The organism is Streptomyces sp. NPDC028722 (assembly GCF_040637655.1).
Taxonomy (GTDB): domain Bacteria; phylum Actinomycetota; class Actinomycetes; order Streptomycetales; family Streptomycetaceae; genus Streptomyces.
On sequence record NZ_JBEZWU010000008.1, the window covers coordinates 52,448 to 71,383 of the forward strand.

Genomic DNA, 18,936 nt, shown 5'->3' on the forward strand with positions numbered 1-18,936 from the left:
CCTCCGCCTTCCGACGCACGGCACCGGATGCCGCTCCCCGATCCGGCCCGATCCCAACGAAAGACCCTAGGGAGTGGGCCTGCGGGCGAGGAAGTCCAGGACCCGGCGCCAGGTCAGCTCGGCCGCGGCCGGGTCGTGGTCGGGGAGGCCGGGGTCGGTGTAGCAGTGGCCGGCGCCGGGGTAGCGGAAGATCTTCAGGTCGACGCCCCTCTCCTGGGCCGCCCGGGACAGTGCGGCGACTTGCTCGGACGGTGCGAAGTCGTCCGGTTCGGCGGCGTGCAGCTGTACCCGGAGACCCGGCCGGGCGGACGCCGGAAGGTCGGCGGTGGCGTGCAGGAGAAGGACGCCGGCGGCAGCGGGACGTTCGGGCCAGACCTCGCCGACCACGCCTGCGCCCATGGAGACACCGGCGAGCACCGTGTCGTCCGGCATGCCGGCGAGGGACTGCCGGGCGCGCCGGGCCACCGTTGCCCAGCCGACCCGGTCGAGCAGCCGGAACCCCTGGCCGAGGGTGGCCGCGGTCTCGCCGCCGAAGAGGTCGGGCGTGACGACCTCGTGCCCGGCACGGCGCAGCCGCTCGGCGGCGAGCAGGTCGGCCGGGCGCAGACCGAGGACCGAGTGGAACAGCGCGACGTGCACCATGGCGCCATCGTGCCGTACGGCGGGCCCCGGGCCACCGTGACCGCCTGCCGCGGCGGCGCCGGACCACTGCGCGGAGCGGGGACACCGGGGGCGTACGCGGCGTCCCCCGGGCACCGCTCCGTTCGCCTCGGCGGGTCAGGGCACCGTCCCGGCGACGTCCGTCGGATGGCACCGCTGTTCGCCCCGGCAGGTAAGGGCACCCCGCCCCCGGACCGGGGCCCGGGGGGGCTGTTCACCATCGCGGGCGGCGTCACGCCAGGTCGGCTCCCGGACGGGACCACCGGAGCCCGGTCCGCCCCAGCGGCCTCCCGCCTCCCGCGCCCCGTCGGAGCCGCCCGAGCCGCCCGGCAAGCGGTGTGCGCGCAGGGACAACTTCTGGTGCGCCGGCGGGCACAGCCGGCCGCCCGGACCCCTCCACGCTCGCAACGGCTGCCCGGGCCGACGGGCGCGAGGAGAGGAAGAACAGTGGGCGAACGGACCGGCGCGGTCGTTCCCGGTGTCATGGGCCGCCGTTCCACAGGGCGTTCACCGCGCGGCGTCGTGGGGCGGCTGCGTCCCGGAGGGACCATGCGGGGCCGTGATCCCGGGGAACCGCACCGGACGGCCACGTCCCTGGAGCTCCTCTTCGACCTGTGCTTCGTCATCGCCGTGGCGGAGGCCTCCCGGGGCCTGAGCGCCGCGGTGGCCGGCGGGCACGCCGGTTCCGGTGCCCTGCGTTTCGCGCTGGTCTTCTTCACGATCTGGTGGGCGTGGATGAACCTGACCTGGTTCGCCTCCGCCTACGACCCGGACGACGTGCCGTACCGGCTGACCGTGCTCGCGCAGATCACCGGTTCGCTCGTACTGGCGGCCGGGGTGGCCCAGGCCTTCCAGGACGGTGACCTGCGGATCATCACCCTGGGGTACGCGGTCCTGCGGACGACCCTGGCCGCCCTGTGGCTGCGGGCCGCACGGTCGGACCCGGCCCGGCGCCGGACCGCGCTGCGCTTCGCCGCCGGGGTGACGCTCTGCCAACTGGGATGGATCGGGCTGCTGTTCCTCCCGGCGCAGACGCGGTTGCCGGCGATCCTCGTGATGATCGCATGTGAGCTGGCGGTCCCGGTGTGGGCGCAGTCGGCGGGGACCACCCCGTGGCATCCGCGTCACATCGCGGAGCGCTACGAGTCGTTCGTCCTCATCGTTCTCGGCGAGTCCGTGGCCGCCGCCGCCGGCGCGGTCCGTGACGCGCTCGGCCGGCACCGCGACCCCGGCGCGCTGTACCTGCTGGCGGCGGGCGGCCTGCTCATGGTCTTCGCCATGTGGTGGCTGTACTTCGCCCGGCCCGCCCACACGATCCTCGCCACGACGCACCGGGCGGCGCGCAGGAGGTTCGTCTGGGCGTACGGCCACCTCCCGGTCTTCGCCGCGGCCGCGGCCGAGGGGGCCGGCCTGGCCGCGTACGCCGTGCTGACCCAGCGTCACGGCGGCGCGGTGCCCCTGGCCGCGCGTGCCGCGGTCACCGTGCCGGTGGCGGTGTTCCTGTTCACGGTGTGGGCCGTGCACGTACGCCCCCACCGGCGGGGCGGTGTCGAGCGGTTCGCGTTCCCCGCCGTCGCCGTCGCGGTGCCGGCGGCCGCCTTCGCGCCGGCGCCCGCGCTCGTCGCCGGCCTGCTGTGCGCGGCCCTCGTCGTCGTGGTCACCCGGGCCGACCGGGCTGCGTGCACGGGGAGACCAGTGGAGGTACGCGCAGAGGAAGGGCGCCGCGCCGGCGGTGCCTAGCGTGAGGGCGAGGCCGACGCGACCGCGCTGACGTGCGGGGACACGACGCGTCGGCCGGTCCGTGCCGTGACATGCCGTGACGCGCGCATGCCGCTAGTTCAGGAGGGGGATTCCGGGTGCCATCGATGCCGGTCGGCGGGCTGGTTCCGCAGGCCACCGAGGATGCCGCGGACCTGGTCGTCCGCAACGCGAAGGTCCACACCGGCGACCGTGGCCGGCCGCGGGCCGAGGCGATCGCCGTGCGGGACGGTGTCATCACGGTCGTCGGGGACGACCACGACGTCGCCCCGCACGTCGGGGCGGCCACGAGGGTGGTCGACGCGCTCGGCCGGCGGGTGGTACCGGGGCTCAACGACGCTCATCTGCATGTGATCCGCGGCGGCCTGAACTACGTCCTGGAGCTGCGCTGGGACGGTGTCCCGACGTTGCGCCAGGGGCTGCGGATGCTGCGGGAGCAGGCGGCGCGCACGCCCAAGGGGCAGTGGGTGCGGGTGGTGGGCGGCTGGTCGGCCGAGCAGTTCGCCGAGCGCCGGCTGCCGACCGTGGCGGAGCTGAACGCGGCGGCCCCCGACACCCCCGTTTTCGTCCTGCACCTGTACCAGGCGGCCGTACTGAACCGGGCGGCGCTCAAGGCCGCCGGGTACGGCAGGGACACGCCCGACCCCCGGGGCGGCCAGATCGTGCGCGGCCGGGACGGAGAACCCACGGGCATGCTGCTGGCCGCGCCCAGCGCCCTGGTGCTGTACTCCACCCTGGCGAAGGCGCCCGTCCTCCCGGACGCGGACCGGAAGACCTCCACCCGGCACTTCCTGCGGGAACTGAACCGGTTCGGGCTGACGTCGGCCATCGACGCGGCGGGCGGTTTCCAGAGCTTCCCCGAGAACTACGCCACCGTCGTCGAACTCGCCGAGGCCGGGCAGCTGTCGCTGCGGATCGCCTACCACCTCTTCCCGCAGACGGCCGGGCAGGAGCTGGCCGACCTGACCCGCTGGACGGACTCGGTCCGTCCCGGGGAGGGTGACGCGTGGCTGCGGCTGAACGGTGCCGGGGAGAACCTGACCTGGGCGGCGGCCGACTTCGAGAACTTCGCCCAGCCCCGCCCGGAACTCGCCTCCGACTACGAGACGGAGTTCGAGAAGGCGGTGCGTCTTCTCCTGGAGCACGGGTGGGGTTTCCGGCTGCACGCCACGTACGACGAGACGATCCGCCGCGACCTCGCCGTCTTCGAGAAACTCGCCGCCGAGGGGCTCTTCCCGGGCGGCAACCGGTGGCTGTTCGACCACGCGGAGACCGTGTCCCCGGCGAGCCTGGACCGCATCGCCGCCCTGGGCGGGGCGGTGTCCGTGCAGAACAGGCTGTCCTTCCAGGGCGAGGCGTTCCTGCGCCGCTACGGTCCCGGAGCCGCCGCCGACGCCCCGCCGGTCCGGGCCATGCTGGAACGCGGTCTGACGGTGGCCGCCGGCACGGACGCCACCCGGGTCTCCACCTACAACCCGTGGGTCGCCCTGCACTGGCTGGTCAGCGGGCGCAGCCTCGGTGACCTGCCGCTGCGCCCGCCGGCGAACCGGGTCGACCGCACGACCGCGCTGGAGATGTTCACCCGCGCCGGGGCCGCGCTGACCGGCGAGGAAGAGGTCAAGGGCGTGCTGCGCCCGGGCTGTTACGCCGACCTCGCGGTGCTGTCCGAGGACTACTTCGCCGTGCCCGAGCCGGACATCCCCCACATCGAGTCGCTCCTCACGGTCACCGGCGGCCGGATCGTGTACGCCACCGGCGAGTACGAGGGGCTGGACGAGGAACTGCCGCCCGTCAGCCCCGGCTGGAGCCCGGTCGCCCATTACGGCGGCTACCAGGCCTCCCGGCCCGGCGCGGCCGGTGCCCGCCAGGCCCAGCTGGTCGGCGAGGCCGTCGCCGCGTCGGAACAGCACCGGGCGTGGCGCGTCACGCGCGGCCTGGTCGCGGACACCACGGACCTGTCCTCCGACCCCTGCTTCGTCCTCTGAACTCCCGGAAGGGGCCAGGCTCCCGAGCCGCCCCTTCCGGGTCCCCCCGCCGGCGTCGTCCATCCGGACGGCGCCCTCCCCGGCACGGACAGCGGTCCGTGCCGTCCCCTGCCGGAAAGGCCCACCCTCATGGTCGACATCTCCAAGGTCACGCCCGCTCCCAGCCCGGACCTGCTCACGCCGGACAACTGCGCCGTGCTGTTCGTGGACCACCAGCCGCAGATGTTCTTCGGCACCGGCAGCGGTGACCGTACCGCCATCATCAACGCCACCCTGGGCCTGGCCAGGTCCGCGAAGGCGTTCGACGTCCCGGTCGTGCTGAGCACCGTGGCCGCCGAGTCCTTCTCCGGCCCCATCCTCCCCCAGCTCGCGGACGTCTTCCCCGACCAGGAGATCATCGACCGCACCAGCATGAACGCCTGGGAGGACGCCGCCTTCGTCGAGGCCGTCCGGGCCACCGGCCGGCCCAAGCTCGTCATCGCCGGTCTGTGGACGGAGGTCTGCGTGGTGCTGCCGACCCTGTCCGCGCTGGCCCAGGGCTACGAGGTCTACGTCGTCACCGACGCCTCCGGCGGCGTCAGCCCGCAGGCCCACGAGCACGCCGTGCAGCGCGTGGTCCAGGCCGGCGCCGTCCCGGTCACCTGGGTGCAGGTGCTGCTGGAGCTCCAGCGCGACTGGGCCCGCACGGAGACCTACGCGGCCGTGACGGACGTCGTGAAGGAGCACGGCGGCGCCTACGGACTCGGCATCGTCTACGCCCAGGCCGTCATCGGCGCCCACGCGGCCGGCTGACCCGCACCACCGACACGTCAGGAACAGGCAGGAGAAGATGAACACGGGACTGCTGGTGCTCCGGCTGGTGGTGGGGCTGCTCATCGCCGGGCACGGGGTGCAGAAGGTGAGTTTCCACCTCGGCGGCCACGGTCTGGCGGGCGGGACCGAGGAATTCCGCCACGACGGGTTCCGAGGCGGCCGGCTCACCGCCGTCGTCGCCGGGACCAGCCAGGTCGGGGCCGGCCTGTTCCTGGCCGCCGGGCTGCTCACGCCCCTGGCGGCGATGGCCGCCATGGGCGTGATGACGGTCGCGGGCACCGTCAAACGCGTCCACGGCCTGTGGGTGCAGAACGACGGCTACGAGTACCCGCTCGTCCTCGTCGCCGCCTGCGCCGCGCTCGCCCTCACCGGGCCCGGCCGCTGGTCCCTCGACCACGCGTCCGGGCTCGCTCCCTGGCCGGTGTGGATCGTCCTCCCGGCGCTGGTGATCGGCCCGACCAGTGGCCTGCTCACCCGGGCGGTCCTGCACCGCGCCCCGACCCCGACCCGAGGAGTCCCCCATGCGCAAGCTGCTGACTGACGCCGCGCGTACGCTCGTACCGCCCGCCGGTGACCGGCACGGGCCGCTGGCCCCACTGCTGCTCACCCTGACTCTGGTCACCGGGCTGGTCGACGCCGTCAGCTATCTGGCGCTCGACCACGTCTTCGTCGCCAACATGACCGGCAACGTCGTCTTCCTGGGCTTCGCTCTCGGCGGTGCGGCGAACCTGTCGGCGCTCGCCTCCCTCACCGCCATCGCCTCCTTCCTGCTCGGCGCGCTCACCGGAGGCCGGCTCGGCACCCGGTTCGCGGCGCACCGGGGGCATCTGCTGCGGGCGGCCACCGGCACCCAGACGGTGCTCGTGGCGGTGGCCGTCATCGTCGCCGCGTCCGCGGACGGCCGGGTCACCACCGGCGTCCAGTACGCGCTCATCGTGTTCCTGGGGCTCGCGATGGGGCTCCAGAACGCCGTGGCCCGGCGGCTGGGCGTCCCGGACCTCACCACCACCGTGCTGACCCTGACGCTGACCGGGCTGGCCGCGGACTCCACACCGGCCGGCGGCGAGGCCCCCCGGCCCGGCCGCCGGCTCCTGTCCGTCCTCGCCATGTTCGCCGGTGCCCTGACCGGGGCCCTGCTGCTGCGCCACGGCCACCTGGTCCTGACCCTGGGCCTGGCGCTGGCACTGCTGGCGGCCACGTCCGTCACGGTCCACCGGCTGTCCGCCGCGGACGCCGGCTGGATCCGCCCCTGACCCACCCGCCCGTCCCGCCCTGACCGGCGCCCCGGCGTCCTCAGGGCGCGGTCGCGATGCGCTGCCCCTGCCGGAGGGCTTCCCGCGGGGTCTCCTCGCCGGTCAGCGCCGACTGGATCGCGGTGTAGATCCCGGTCGCCGCCCGGGGCCAGCGGACGCCGAGCCGGCCGGTACGGGAGCGGGCGGCTCGGGCGCTGTGCACGAACGCGGCCATCGACGGCACCTGCGCGGCGTACCGGTCGGCCACCCGGGTCCGGGCGGGCACGGTGAAGTTCTGCCGGGCCAGGGCGAGCATGTGCGCGTCGTCGGTCAGACAGGCGAGCACCCGGGCGGCCTTCTTCTGCCGGGCCGGGGAACCGCTGCGCGGTACCGTCCACATCTCCCCGCCCAGCGGTGTCACCAGGGTCTGCCCCGCCGTGCGCACGGGGACGGGGACGACGCCCCAGTGCAGCTTCTCCGTCCGGTTCATGGCGGCGATCCGCCAGGGCCCGTTGACCATCATGGCGGCCCGGCCGGCGACGAACTGGTCGTGGACGTCGGCCTGCGTCCAGTTGAGGACCGACCTCGACATGGAGCGGCTCCTGACGAGGTCGGCCCAGAACTGGAGCGCCTGCGCGGCCTGCGGGGAGTCCAGCCGCCGCTCGTCGGCGCCGTTGGACCACAGGAACGGCAGCAGCTGCCAGGTGCCCTCGGCGGTGGCGTTGGCGGAGACCGCCATGCCGTACCGGCCGGGGCGGGTCAGCCTGGCCGCGGCCGTCCTCAGCTCGTCCCAGGTCCTGGGTACGGCGACACCCGCCTCGCGGAGCATGTCCTTGTTGTAGAACAGGGCGGTCGTGCTGACGGTGGGCGCCAGTCCGTACACCGTGCCCCGGTAGCTGCCGGCCGCCGTGATGCCCGGGAAGAAGCCGCCGGTGTCGATGCCGTACCGGTCCAGCGGCGTCAGCGCGCCGGTCGCGGCGATCTGCTGCACGTCGGGGTTGTCCAGCATCAGCAGGTCGGGCAGCGTCCGCGCCGCCCCCTGCCGCAGGACCGTGGGGACCACCGAGGGCAGCGGGACGCTGCGGTGTCTGACGGTGACGCCCGCCGTCCTGCCGCAGTCGTCGAGCCGCCGGCTCCACTGGGCGTGTTCGGTGCTGTCGGTGTAGTAGTCGAGCGCGGTGATCGAGGTGACCTCGCCGCCGGCGGACGGGTCCGCGGCCCGGCCGGCGCAGCCGCCGCCGGCCAGGACCAGCACGGCGGTTATGAGAAGCCGGGACATGCGCCGGGTCAGCGGTACGGCGGGGGAGATCATGGTGGTTCGTTTCCCGGGGTAGGTGTGGCGGCGCGGCGTGCCGGTCATGGGGGTACCTGCGGTGTATGCCGTCCCGCCTCCCGGCGACCGTGTCATGGTAGGCCACCGGCGGACGCGGGCGGTTCACCCGGCCGGGGCGGGGCGGTGATCGTCGTCGCGGGCCATGCCCTGGGCGACGGCCTCCTGGATCATCGCCGCCACGGCCTCCGGCTGGGACAGCACGACGGCGTGCGAGGCGTCCAGCACGTGTTCGGTGGCCGTCATGCGCTGGGCCATGAACCGCTGGGCGGAGGGGTTGAGCATCCGGTCGGCGGTGGCGACGGCGTACCAGGACGGGGTCCAGGCCCAGCCGGGACGGCCGGACCGCTCGGTCAACGCATTCTCCGCGAGGGGAGGTTGAGCGGTGGCGAGCAGGCGTGCGGCACGGGGCGGGAGGTCTTCGCCGTACACCTGCGCGAACCGCTCCGCCCGGATGCGCAGCCCGTCGCGGTCCGCGACGGTGACGGTGGCGTCCGCCATCACCGTGGGGGCGAAGCGGCACAGCACGTCCTGGACGCACTCTCCCACGTCGAGGCCGAACGCCGCGACGTAGCACAGCGCCAGCACGCCGTCGCAGGCGGCGGCCTGGGTGATGACCGCGCCGCCGTAGCCGTGGCCGACCAGGACGACCGGCCCGACCGTCCGGTCCAGGAGGGCCTGGAGGCAGGCGGCGTCGTGCGTCAGCCCGCGCAGCGGGTTCACCGGGGCGGCCACGGCCAGCCCGGCGGCCCGCAGGTGGCCGATGACCCCGCTCCAGCACGAGGCGTCGGTGAACGCCCCGTGCACGAGCACGACGGTCGGCGGTACGGCGGTGGGTCCGTGCATGGCGGTGGCCTCCGGCTGGGTTATATGGACCAGCCAAGCGCCGTCGGGCGCGCTGCGCCTCGCGTGAACGTACCAACCCCGGCGTTCACTTCTCACCCAGGGCCGCCACCACGTTGGCCAGCTGTACCCGCGAGTTGACCGCCAGCTTGCGGAAGACGGACGTGAGATGGGTGTTGATCGTGTGCGGGGAGACCACGAGTGTCTCCGCGGCCGACCGGTTTGTGTGGCCCTCCGCGATGAGACGCGCGACCTTCTTCTCCGAGGCCGTGAGCGCCTCCCAGCCCTGCACCGGATGTGGCGCGGCCTGTCTACGGCGGCCGCCGGCCCCCGCGCGCTCCAGCAGCCGCAGCAGCGCCGCCGCCGGGGCGTGGGCGCCCGTCTCGGTGTACAGGCCGTGGGCCCGGGTCAGGACGGTCACCGCCTCGGTCTCGCGGCCCGCCGCCAGCAGGGCCTGTCCGAGGTCGGCGCACGCGGCGGCACGGACGAGCGGGCGGGGGCTCGCCCGGAGCAGCGTCACCGCGTGTTCCAGCAGGCCGAGGTCGTTGCGGACCAGACCCATGGCGTGCGCCGCGACACCGGTGGCGGTGGGCACCGCCGGGTTCTGTGCGGCGTGTGCCGCGGCCTGCGCGGCCAGGTCCTCGGCGAGGGTGTGTTCGGCGCCGCGCAGTGCCATGCGTACCGCCGCGTCGACCCAGTCGCGCAGCAGCCGCCAGCGCATGAACGGACCCACCCGCTGCACCCGCCGGATCGCCTCCACGGCCGCTGCGACGTCCCCGTCGGCGTCGGCGTGCACGGCTTCCAGGAAGTGGACCGCGGCGGTGTTCCCGGGGTTCGGTCTCCTCTCCCGTCTCTCCCGCGCGGCGGCCAGGTGGTGGCGCGCGGTGTCCCGGTCGCCGCGCAGCAGGGCGATCCGGGAGCGGACCACCCGCGCGTTGACCTGCTGGACGACCGCCTGCACGTCGTCCTCCAGGCGTTCCATCGTGACGAAGGCGGTCTCCGCGTCGTCGAGCCGGCCCAGTCCCAGGTGGTACTGCGCCTGCGCCCACTGGAGCATCGCCGGCCGGGGCGGGCCCGCGTCGTCCGCCGCCCGCAGCAGCAGCTGTTCGCCGCATGCGAAGTCGTCCAGGTGCAGATGCGCGACGATCTCCTCGGGCAGGTAGGCGCCGTCGACGGCGTTGAGCGCGGCAAACCGTTTCAGCGCGAGGGCGTTCTCCCCGGCGTTCTGCGCGATCTCGCCGAGCGCGGACAGGGCCAGCACATGGGCCTCCCGGTCCTGGGCCGCGATGGCGTCACGCAGGGCGCCCTCCCCCGCCGTGCGCGCCGCGGCCAGATCCTCCCCCCGGGACAGGGCCAGCGCCCGCAGCGCCTCCAGCCGTGCCACGACCTCGGGGGCGGTACCGCCGACGGCCAGGACGGCCTCGGTACGGCGGCGCAGCTCGTCAGCGAGGTCCAGGTTCCACAGGGCCCCGCCGAGGGCCGCCTGGATCCGGCCGAAGGCGTCGAGGGGCGGCCGGCAGGCCAGCAGCCGGTCCGCGACGGCCAGCGCCTCCCGGGCCCGGCCCGCGCGGGTCAGACAGACGATCGCCCGCTCCCCCAGCGCGAATCCCGACGGGCGCGGCGGCGGCACCAGGTCCAGCGCGTGCGTCATGAGGTCGGCCGCCAGCCCCGGGATGACCGGCAGGACTTCGTCGGCGGCCCGGCGCAGCAGCGCGGCCGCTTCCTCGTCGCCGGGCTGAGCGCTTCTGAGGATGTGCGAGACGGCGTCGATCGGCCGGTGGCCGGCGGCGACGAGATGTCCGGCCGCCTCCCGGTGCAGCGCCTTGCGGGCCGAGGGCGGGATGTCGACGTAGACCGCCTGGCGCAGCAGGTCGTGCCGGAAAACCAGTTGGTCGCCCTCGTCGTCCAGCAGTCCGGCGTGGACCGCCTCCTGGAGGGCTTCGAGCAACGCGGCGGGCGGGCTGCCGCACAGGGCGGCGGCGGCCTGGAAGGTGAAGCCGCGGCCCAGTACGGACCCCATCTGGAGGAAGCGCAGGGTGGCGGACCGCAGGGAGGCGAGTCTGCCGCGCACGCCCACGACGAGGCCCTCGGGCACGGGCTCGCCCGAGGGGCCGGTGGCGCGCAGGCCCGTGAGCATCTCGACGGCGAGGAACGGGTTGCCGCCGGCGCCTTCGAGCAGCTGCCGCACCCGGTCGTCGACGGCCGCGCCCAGGACGTCTCCGGCGAGTTGCCCGATGGCCGCGCCGGACAGCGGGCCCAGGGCGACCGTGACCGTGGTGAGTGCCTCGCGCGCGGCCGTGGCGATCTCCTCCGGCGGCCCGCCGGGCCCCTGGCGCCTGGTCAGCGCCCACAGGACGGGCGAGGTCCGCAGGCGCGCCGGCAGGTGTTGCAGGGCGAAACGGCTCAGCGGGTCGGCCCACTGGATGTCGTCCAGGGCGATCAGCACCGGGCCGCCGCGGGCTCTGGACTCGATGGCCTCGGCGAGCCGTTCCACCAGCCAGATCCGCTGGTCGTGGCTGCCGGCGAGGTCGGCGAAGGCGTCACCGGGCAGCAGCGGCCGGTCGCCGTGCAGCAAGCTCGCCGCCAGCGACGACAGGGGCGCGATGTGGTGGAGTTCGTCGGCCTTCCCGACACCGGCCGCGAATCCGGCGGCGCGGGCACGGGTGACGGCCTCGGCGAGCAGCGCGGTCTTCCCGATGCCCGCCTCGCCCTCGATCAGGACCAGCGCGCCGCTTCCCGTCCCGGCCACCGCCGCGATCAGGGACCGCACTCTCTCCTGCTCGGCCTCGCGGCCGCGCAGACCGTCCCGGGACAGCGATCCGTCTGCCGCCGTCACTTCCGCCTCTCCGTGTTCCGCGCCCACCGCCGAAGCCGGGGGCGCCCCGCGAGCGGTGACTCCGCTCCGGCGCGCCGGCTGCCGGTACCGGAGCCACGGCTCCGGCCCGGGCGGACGACGCGCCGGGGACACTATGACAAGGAAAGACGGGTTTGCGCACGTCGGGCGGGGAACGGGGGCCGTACGGCGGGCCGGTCCGCACGGGGAGCGGTTGGTGTACTCGGCGAGAGCGTACGGCGGACGGCTCCACGGGGGCCCGGGGCCGGACGGGAACAGCCGGCCGACCGTGGGGCGTGGTGCGGACGGCGGACAGCGCCCCGCAGGTCCGGGCGGGGCGAGGGGCGGCGGACAACGTCAGAAGGCCGGTGCGGGTGCCGTCGGGTGGCTCAGGCCGCCGTCCGGTCCGTCTCGCCGGTGAGGACGGGCCGCGGGGACGGAAGGATGTGCCGGTACGGCGGGGGCGGCGTCCGCGGGAGGACACCCCGGGTCGTCGGGGGCGTGTGGGCCGCCGCGTCGCGCCACTCGGCGGGGGTCATCCCATAGGCGGCGCGGAAGACGCGGCTGAAGTGGGCGGCGCTGGTGAAACCCCAGCGGTGGGCCACGGCCGCAATGGTGTGGCAGACCGCCTCGCGGCGGCCCAGTTCGCGCCGGCACCGCTGGAGCCGGCGGCGCTGGATCCACCGGCTGACGGTGACGTCCTCGGCCTGGAACAGCCGGTGCAGGTAGCGGACGGAGATGTGGTGGGCCCGGGCGATGACGTCCGGGGTCAGGTCCGGGTCGGCGAGATGGTCGTCGATGAAGGAGCGGATCCGGGGCAGCAGCACCCGGGCGGCGTCGGGCGTCCCGGCGGGTTCCTGGCCGAGCCGGTCGGCGGCCAGTACTCCCAGGAGGTCGAGGACGTGGCGGGCCTGGGCGTCCCCCAGGGCCCGCGGGTAGGTCTCCGCCGTGTCCACGAGCGTGGTGAGCAGCGGAAGCAGCAGGGTGCCGAGCGGTGTCCCGGGGTGGACGGGCCGCGCGGTGATCCGGCGCAGGCCGGCTTCGCCCAGGTCCGGCAGCCGCCGCGGGAACACCAGCGACTTGGTCTGGAAGGGGGTGGTGAAGTTCGCCCGCAGGGGGCGGGCCATGTCGCAGATGACGATGTCCCCGGGACCCAGTTCGGCCGTGCGCTCGTCCTGCCCGATCCTCGCGGTGCCCCGCACCAGGAGGGTGACGACGAGGTGCTCCTCCGGGCCCGACGCGGCCGGCGCCGGGGTCCGCCGTACCCGCATGGGGCCGCTGTCCACCGTGGCGACGCGGACGTGGCCCAGCCGGCAGGTGCGGAGTGTTCCCTCGCACTGGCCGTCGGGGACGGTGATGTCGAGCTCGGCGAACGTACGGGACAGGGCCTCGCGCCAGTAGGCCCTTCTGAGGTGGAGGGGTATCGCATCGGTGGCGTAGAGCGTGCCCGGAAGTCGGTCCCCCGGTGCCGGTGCCGGTGCCAGTGAGTGTGGCGACATGATGTCCGCCCTTCGGTGTGTGTGCTGTCCGCACACCGTGTCAAGGGAGGGTGGGCGCCCACATCACGTGAATCCGCTAGATCCACGGAATGCTGTCCGTACCGCGTACCGCGTACCGCGTACCGCGTCCCCGTGCGCCCTCCACCTTTCCCCGGGGGTGCCTTTACGGCCGTCCGGGCCCCGGACGCCGTGCGGCGTCCGGGGCCCGGAGGGGGGCGGCCGGTGGGCGGTGGCCCGGTGGCCGTTGCACCGGTCCGGGGGCTCAGTGCCCGGAGCGGACCGCGTGCACCGCGCGCAGGATGAGGTCGGTGACGGGGGCGGGGTCGCTCACAGCGACGGCGTGCGGTGCCTGGACGGTGACGGTGTGGGCGTCCGCGCGGCGGGCCATCCACTCCTCGGCGGCCGGCGGGATGTTGCGGTCCTCGGTGGCGACCAGGCACCAGCTGGGGATGTCCCGCCACGCCGCCGCGGTGGCCTCCTCCTGGAGGGCGGCCAAGGCGATCGGGCGCTGTCCCACCGCCATGACCTGGGCGGTGGTGACGGGGACACCGGCCGCGAACTGCTGCCGGAACACGTCCTTGCGGATGACGAGTTCCTCGCCCTCACCACCTCCGGGCAGCGGGTAGGACTGCGCCGTGGTGGCCTCGCCGAGGGTGCTGCCGGGGAACTTCCCGGTGAGACCGAGCGCGCTCTCCCCGATGTCGGGGACGAAGGCCGCGATGTACACCAGCGCCTCGACCTGGGGCGCACCGGCGGCGGCGTGGCTGATGACCGCCCCGCCGTAGGAGTGGCCCACGAGCACGATCGGCCCCTCGACGCCGTCGAGGACGGCGCGGATGTAGGCGGCGTCGCTCGCCAGGCCGCGCAGCGGCAGGGCCGGGGCCAGCACGCGGTGCCCCTCACGCTGGAGTCGTTCGATGACGGCGCTCCAGCTGGAGCCGTCGGCGAAGGCGCCGTGGACCAGGACGACGGTGGGTCCGGCCGGCTGCGGGTGCGCGGTGGCCGGTGCGTCGGCCGGCTCGGAGACGGTCGTGGCGCGGCGGGAGATCGGTGGGTTCATCGGTTGCTTCCTGAAGCGGTGGGGGTGGGAACGGGGAGGGCGCGGCGGCCGTCAGCGGGAGGTGGCCCGGACGACGTCCTCGATCAGGTCGGCGACGCGCTGCGGGTGGGACAGCATGACCAGGTGGGAGGAGTCGACCTCGACCGTGGTCATGCCGGCCCGCTCGTAGCCGTAGCGCTCGACGTCCGGGTTGATGGTGTGGTCGGCGGTGGCCACCAGGCCCCAGGACGGCTTGGTCTGCCAGGCCGCCGCCGGGGCCGCCTCGCCGAACGCCCGCGCGGCCAGCGGGCGCTGGGAGACGGCGAGGACGGCGGCGAGACTGGGGTCGACGTCGGCGGCGAAGATGGCCGGGAACCTGTCGGGCAGTACGGAGACGTCGATGTCGGTGCCGGTGGATCCGTCGGCCGGGACGGGGGTCTGGACGAGGGCGGAGGCGAGGTCCGAGTCCGGGAAGCGGCCCTGGAGTTCGCCCAGGCTCTCGCCCTTCTCCAGGGCGTAGCCGGCCAGGTAGACCAGGGCGGTGACGTTGTCCTCGACCCCGGCGACGGTGATGACGGCGCCGCCGTAGGAGTGCCCGACCAGGATCACGGGTCCCGGGATCTGGCGGACGAGTGAGGCGATGTAGGCGGCGTCCCCGGTCAGGCTGCGGTTGGGCACGGCCGGGGCGACCACGTCGAGGCCGCGGGCGAGCAGTTCGGGGATGACGCCGGCGAAGCTGGACGCGTCGGCGAAGGCGCCGTGGACCAGGACTACGGTGGGCTTGTCGGCAGTGGACACGGGAGACTCCCTGTCGGTGAATGGGTGTGCGGATCCTGACCGGGGCCGGGCCGCCGCGACCGGTGAAGTCCTCTTCGGAACGCGGGTCACGGATGGCGGCGCCGGGGAGATCGGGTAGTGGGGCCGGTCAGGCGTGGAACGCTACGGGGGGCACGCGGTCGCGCTTGCCTCTGGACGCTCCGGCCGTGTCCTGCGCGTGCCCGTCCGGGAGGGTGGGCGCGTCAGGTACGCGTTCACCGGCGGGCTCGTCGCACGTGCCCGCCTGGGGGAAACCGGCGGGCTCGTCCCCCACGCCCCCAGGGGGGAACCGCCGCGTCCGGCGTCGTCACGACGAAGGTCCCGGCGCGGGAGGCGTCGTGAGCGGTGCGCCGGCGGGCATCGGTGCATGCGCGCGCGGGCAAGCCGTCGCCGTACCCGTGCCTAGCGTCTTCACCGTACGCACAGCACGGCACCACCGGAGGCGGATCATGACCAGCAGCACCCACCACGCGAGCGGCAGCCAGCCGTGGCTGCACCAGAAGGGCGAGGTGATCCAGGAGTTCGGGACCGTGAAGCAGTTCCCGGTCGGTCTGTCCTACGAGGCGCGGATGTACTCCTGCCAGCGCCTGAACCGGGTCCTGGCCGACACCCAGATCCTCTACGGCCTCTACAAGAAGCACCACTGGCTGATGCGCGGCGCGACCTTCTACCAACTGCACCTGGTGCTGGACAAGCACGCCGGGGAACAGCTCGAACTGGTCGACACCCTCGCGGAGCGGGTGCAGACGCTGGGCGGTGTCGCCGTGGGCGATCCCCGGCACGTCGCCGAGATCACGACGATCCCCCGGCCGCCGGACGGCGTGGAGGAGGTGCCGGTGATGCTGTCCCGGCTCCTGGAGGCCCACGAGTCCATCCTCATCGACGCGCACGACGCCGCGGCGCGCACCGCCGAGCTGGGCGACGACGGCACCAACGACCTGCTCGTCTCTCAGGTCATCCGGACCGGCGAACTCCAGGCGTGGTTCCTGGCCGAGCATCTGGTCGACACGCCGCTGGTCCGCGTCTGAGCGGCGCGGGGGCGACGGCGGAACCGCCCGGCCGGCCCCGCGGCCACCGCGGAACCGCCGGCCACCGCGGTCACGCGCCCGCCGGGCGTCAGGACGCCCGGCGCTGTCGCCTGATCGGTTCCCCCACCCGGTGCAGATGGGTGAGGGCCTCGCGGTAGGACCGGATCAGCCCGGTCTCGTGGTAGGGCACCCCGACCTCCGCGCAGTACGCGCGGACGAGGGGCCGGGCCAGCCGCAGATGGGGCGTGGGCATGCTCGGGAACAGGTGGTGCTCGATCTGGTGGTTGAGCCCGCCGAGCAGTACGTCGGTGACCCGGCCGCCGCGCACGTTGCGGGAGGTGAGGACCTGACGGCGCAGGAAGTCGGGCTGTTCGTCACCGGTGAAGGTGGGCATGCCCTTGTGGTTGGGGGCGAAGGTGCAGCCGAGGTAGACACCGAAGAGGGCCTGGTGCACGGCGAGGAACGCCACCGCCTTGCCGGGGCTGAGCACCAGGAACAGCGCGGCCAGGTATCCCGCGATGTGCAGGACGAGCAGGGTCCCCTCCAGCAGGCGGTTCTTCACGGCCGGCGAGCGCAGCGCCCGCACGCTCGAGATATGCAGGTTGAGGCCCTCCAGGGTGAGCAGCGGGAGGAACAGCAGCGCCTGGTGTCCGGCGATGAGGCGGGTCGCGCCGCGACTGGAGCGGGCCTGCCCGGTGGACCACACGAGGATGTCGGGGGCGACGTCGGGGTCGAGTTCCTCGTGGTTGGGGTGGGCGTGGTGGCGGGTGTGCTTGTTCATCCACCAGCCGTAGCTCATCCCGATCCCGAGGTTGCCGAAGAGCCGGCCCCAGGTCTCGCTCGGCCGGCGCCGCCGGAAGACCTGACGGTGGGCCAGGTCGTGGGCCGCGAGAGCGACCTGTCCGAACACGAGGGCGAGGAAGGCGGCCACGGCCAGCTGCCACCAGCTGTCGCCGAGCGCGAGGAACGTTCCCCAGCCGGCCGCCAGCAGCGCGATCACCGTACCGAGGCGTGCCGTGTAGTAGCCGGGGCGCCGCTCGAACAGGCCCGCCTCGGCGATGCGCCGGGACAGTCGGGCGTAGTCACTGCCGGCCGCGGAGCCGGGCGTACCGGATCGGACGGCGGGCGCCGCGGACTCGGGGGATGCGTCGGTGGAAATCGTCATGCGCCGAGTCTGCGCACGCCCGCCCGGCCGGAACAGCCTGCCAGTCACCGGGACGGGCGGGGGGCTGCCTCTACCCGGCTCCGGTAGTTTTCCCCACCCGGGCGCGCCCGGCGTGCGGTCCGTGCTCAGTGTTCGCCGGGCAGCGGGTGCGCCTCGACGAAGTCGCTGATCTCGGTGACGAGGGCGCCGGGGTTGTCCAGTTGGACCAAGGTGCGGGCGTCCGGGATCTCCACGTAGCGGGCGTTCGGGAGCAGTCGGGCGAGCCGGCGGCCGGTCTCGGGCGGCATCATGCGGTCCTCGGCGCCCCAGACGACCAGGACCGGGCGGGTGAACGCGGGCAAGTTCCGGGCCGCTTCCAGATAGCAGTCCCGGCGTGTGCTGCGCAGGAACCTGGCGAAGTCCCGCCGGATGTGACGATTCGTCAGCAGCGGTCGGTACCAGCGGGCGATCAGTTCCTTCGGCAGCCGTGTCCTCGCCATCCCGCCGAGCGAGGTCTCCATGCGGGCGAGGAAGGGGAAGCGGAAGGACTGGATGAGCAGGAACAGCGCACCGGGGATCCGGCAGGCCACGGTCAGCAGCCGGCCCTGGATGCCGGGCGGGTAGTTGTCGAGGGTCTCGCAGGAGGTGAGGACCAGCCGGGCGATGCGCTCGTCCCGTACCCCGAGCAGGAGTTGGGCCGTCCCGGTGTCGTTCTGCACGAGGGTGACGTCGCGCAGGTCCAGACGGTCCATGAACTCGGCCAGCAGGCCGGCCACGCCGTGAGCGGAGAGGTCCGCGCCGGGGCGCATGGGGCGCCGGTGGCTGCCGGTCGGCAGGACGGGGATCAGGACCCGGAAGCCGGGGCTCAGTCCGGTGACGACGTCGGTCCAGACCGACTCGTCGAAGCCGAGGCCGGGGACCAGGACCACCACCGGGCCGCCGCCTCCCGTGTCCTCGTAGTCGATGGTTCCCGCGCTCAGTTCGATCTCCGGCATGCCCGTGCCTCCGACCCGGTTGGCTGCCGACGCCATGCGCCTCTGCCACTGTCATTGGATAGATCGTTCTAGTGCACAATAGGGCCGATCGTCCGACGGTGACAACGGCTTCCCGGAGGTTTCGGCCGTGAGCGATGACAGGGGTACGAGCACCCAGGGGACCCGGCAGCGGATCCTGAACGCCGGCACCGAGCTGTTCCGGCGCACGGGGTACACCGGCACCGGCATGAAGCAGATCGCCACCGCCGCCGGTGCGCCCTTCGGGTCGATCTATCACTTCTTCCCCGGCGGCAAAGCCCAGTTGGGCGAGGAGGTGATCCGTACCTCGGGCGCCGTCTATCTGGACCTCATCACGGCGCTGATGACTCCGTACGAGGACCGGGTCGCGGCCACCGCCGACGCCTTCACCGCGGCCGCCGGCACCCTCGCCGAGCTGGACTTCGCCGACCCGTGCCCCGTCGCGACCGTCGCGCTGGAGGTCGCGAGCACCGACGAGGCCCTGCGGCGGGCCAGTTGGGAGGTCTTCGACAGCTGGACCGGCCGCCTCGCCGCCTACTACGCGGACGGCGGCATCCCCGGGCCGGCCGCCCGGGAGACGGCCTCCTCGGTCATCGCCCTGCTGGAGGGCGCCTTCATGCTCGGCCGCTCCGCGCGCAGCACCGCGCCGGTCCTGGCGGCGGGCAAGGCGGCGGCGGCGATCGTACGGGCCGCGCTGGACGGACGGTGACACAGCCGGGCCGGCGTCCGGCCGGCGTGGGGCCGGCGTGGGCGCGATCAGGTGCACCACAACAGTCCGGACGGGCCGACTCGGCGGTTTCCGGCCCCGCACAGGGAGAGACTGTCGCCAAAGCGCCCCGGAATTGTCCGTGATCAGTAACAGAGGGATCCCGTGATCGTCCGCGGCCGTCCTGCCAGGTGCACGGAACCCGTCGGCGTGGCGACGGGAGTCATCGACACGGCA

Annotated in this window: 16 protein-coding genes; 7 read left to right on the top strand and 9 right to left on the bottom strand. The window is 74.1% G+C overall.

What is annotated here, in order from left to right; translation table 11 throughout:
* Positions 1-66: 66 nt before the first annotated feature.
* Positions 67-642 (bottom strand): dienelactone hydrolase family protein, encoded by a 576-nt coding sequence (locus tag AB0F03_RS15055; protein ID WP_361990959.1) that lies wholly within the window; start codon positions 640-642, stop codon positions 67-69.
* A gap of 567 nt (positions 643-1,209) precedes the next feature.
* On the opposite strand from AB0F03_RS15055, the gene AB0F03_RS15060 reads away from it, so the two are divergent.
* The 5 genes from AB0F03_RS15060 to AB0F03_RS15080 all read left to right on the top strand — a co-directional run bounded on the left by AB0F03_RS15060 (position 1,210) and on the right by AB0F03_RS15080 (position 6,469).
* Positions 1,210-2,400, top strand: a complete 1,191-nt coding sequence (locus tag AB0F03_RS15060) for a low temperature requirement protein A (RefSeq protein WP_361990962.1) — start codon at positions 1,210-1,212, stop codon at positions 2,398-2,400.
* Between the two features lie 125 nt (positions 2,401-2,525).
* Positions 2,526-4,403, top strand: a complete 1,878-nt coding sequence (locus AB0F03_RS15065; protein WP_361991496.1) for an amidohydrolase — start codon at positions 2,526-2,528, stop codon at positions 4,401-4,403.
* A gap of 129 nt (positions 4,404-4,532) precedes the next feature.
* Positions 4,533-5,195, top strand: coding sequence for a hydrolase (locus AB0F03_RS15070; protein ID WP_361990965.1), 663 nt, complete (start codon positions 4,533-4,535; stop codon positions 5,193-5,195).
* 37 nt (positions 5,196-5,232) lie between these two features.
* A complete protein-coding gene (locus tag AB0F03_RS15075) occupies positions 5,233-5,757 on the top strand; it encodes a DoxX family protein (RefSeq protein WP_361990967.1) in 525 nt (174 codons plus the stop codon).
* The gene (locus AB0F03_RS15080; RefSeq protein WP_361990970.1) at positions 5,738-6,469 is read left to right on the top strand and encodes a YoaK family protein; all 732 of its coding nucleotides are present in this window, start codon (positions 5,738-5,740) and stop codon (positions 6,467-6,469) included. Before AB0F03_RS15075 ends, AB0F03_RS15080 begins: the two co-directional genes overlap by 20 nt.
* 40 nt (positions 6,470-6,509) lie before the next feature.
* On the opposite strand, the gene AB0F03_RS15085 is transcribed toward AB0F03_RS15080, so the two are convergent.
* From AB0F03_RS15085 to AB0F03_RS15110, 6 genes are all read right to left on the bottom strand, one after another.
* Positions 6,510-7,808, bottom strand: a complete 1,299-nt coding sequence (locus AB0F03_RS15085) for an extracellular solute-binding protein (RefSeq protein ID WP_361990973.1) — start codon at positions 7,806-7,808, stop codon at positions 6,510-6,512.
* A gap of 75 nt (positions 7,809-7,883) precedes the next feature.
* Complete coding sequence (locus AB0F03_RS15090) at positions 7,884-8,624, bottom strand: alpha/beta hydrolase (protein ID WP_361990976.1); 741 nt, start codon at positions 8,622-8,624, stop codon at positions 7,884-7,886.
* Positions 8,625-8,709: 85 nt separating this feature from the next.
* Positions 8,710-11,457 (bottom strand): AAA family ATPase, encoded by a 2,748-nt coding sequence (locus tag AB0F03_RS15095; RefSeq protein ID WP_361990979.1) that lies wholly within the window; start codon positions 11,455-11,457, stop codon positions 8,710-8,712.
* 386 nt (positions 11,458-11,843) lie between these two features.
* Positions 11,844-12,953 carry a helix-turn-helix domain-containing protein gene (locus tag AB0F03_RS15100; RefSeq protein ID WP_361990981.1) on the bottom strand — a complete coding sequence of 370 codons (1,110 nt, stop codon included), beginning with the start codon at positions 12,951-12,953 and terminating at the stop codon, positions 11,844-11,846.
* A gap of 262 nt (positions 12,954-13,215) precedes the next feature.
* Positions 13,216-14,013, bottom strand: a complete 798-nt coding sequence (locus tag AB0F03_RS15105) for an alpha/beta hydrolase (RefSeq protein ID WP_361990984.1) — start codon at positions 14,011-14,013, stop codon at positions 13,216-13,218.
* Positions 14,014-14,064: 51 nt separating this feature from the next.
* Positions 14,065-14,790 (bottom strand): alpha/beta hydrolase, encoded by a 726-nt coding sequence (locus tag AB0F03_RS15110; RefSeq protein ID WP_361990986.1) that lies wholly within the window; start codon positions 14,788-14,790, stop codon positions 14,065-14,067.
* Between the two features lie 467 nt (positions 14,791-15,257).
* On the opposite strand from AB0F03_RS15110, the gene AB0F03_RS15115 reads away from it, so the two are divergent.
* Positions 15,258-15,836 (top strand): DNA starvation/stationary phase protection protein, encoded by a 579-nt coding sequence (locus tag AB0F03_RS15115; protein ID WP_361990989.1) that lies wholly within the window; start codon positions 15,258-15,260, stop codon positions 15,834-15,836.
* Between the two features lie 88 nt (positions 15,837-15,924).
* Here AB0F03_RS15115 and AB0F03_RS15120 read toward each other — a convergent pair whose 3' ends face one another.
* Positions 15,925-17,001 carry an acyl-CoA desaturase gene (locus AB0F03_RS15120; RefSeq protein WP_361990991.1) on the bottom strand — a complete coding sequence of 359 codons (1,077 nt, stop codon included), beginning with the start codon at positions 16,999-17,001 and terminating at the stop codon, positions 15,925-15,927.
* 125 nt (positions 17,002-17,126) lie between these two features.
* Positions 17,127-17,975 (bottom strand): alpha/beta hydrolase, encoded by an 849-nt coding sequence (locus tag AB0F03_RS15125; RefSeq protein ID WP_361990994.1) that lies wholly within the window; start codon positions 17,973-17,975, stop codon positions 17,127-17,129.
* A gap of 127 nt (positions 17,976-18,102) precedes the next feature.
* Here AB0F03_RS15125 and AB0F03_RS15130 point away from each other — a divergent pair, with 127 nt between their 5' ends.
* A complete protein-coding gene (locus AB0F03_RS15130; protein ID WP_361990997.1) occupies positions 18,103-18,702 on the top strand; it encodes a TetR/AcrR family transcriptional regulator in 600 nt (199 codons plus the stop codon).
* Positions 18,703-18,936 lie beyond the last annotated feature (234 nt).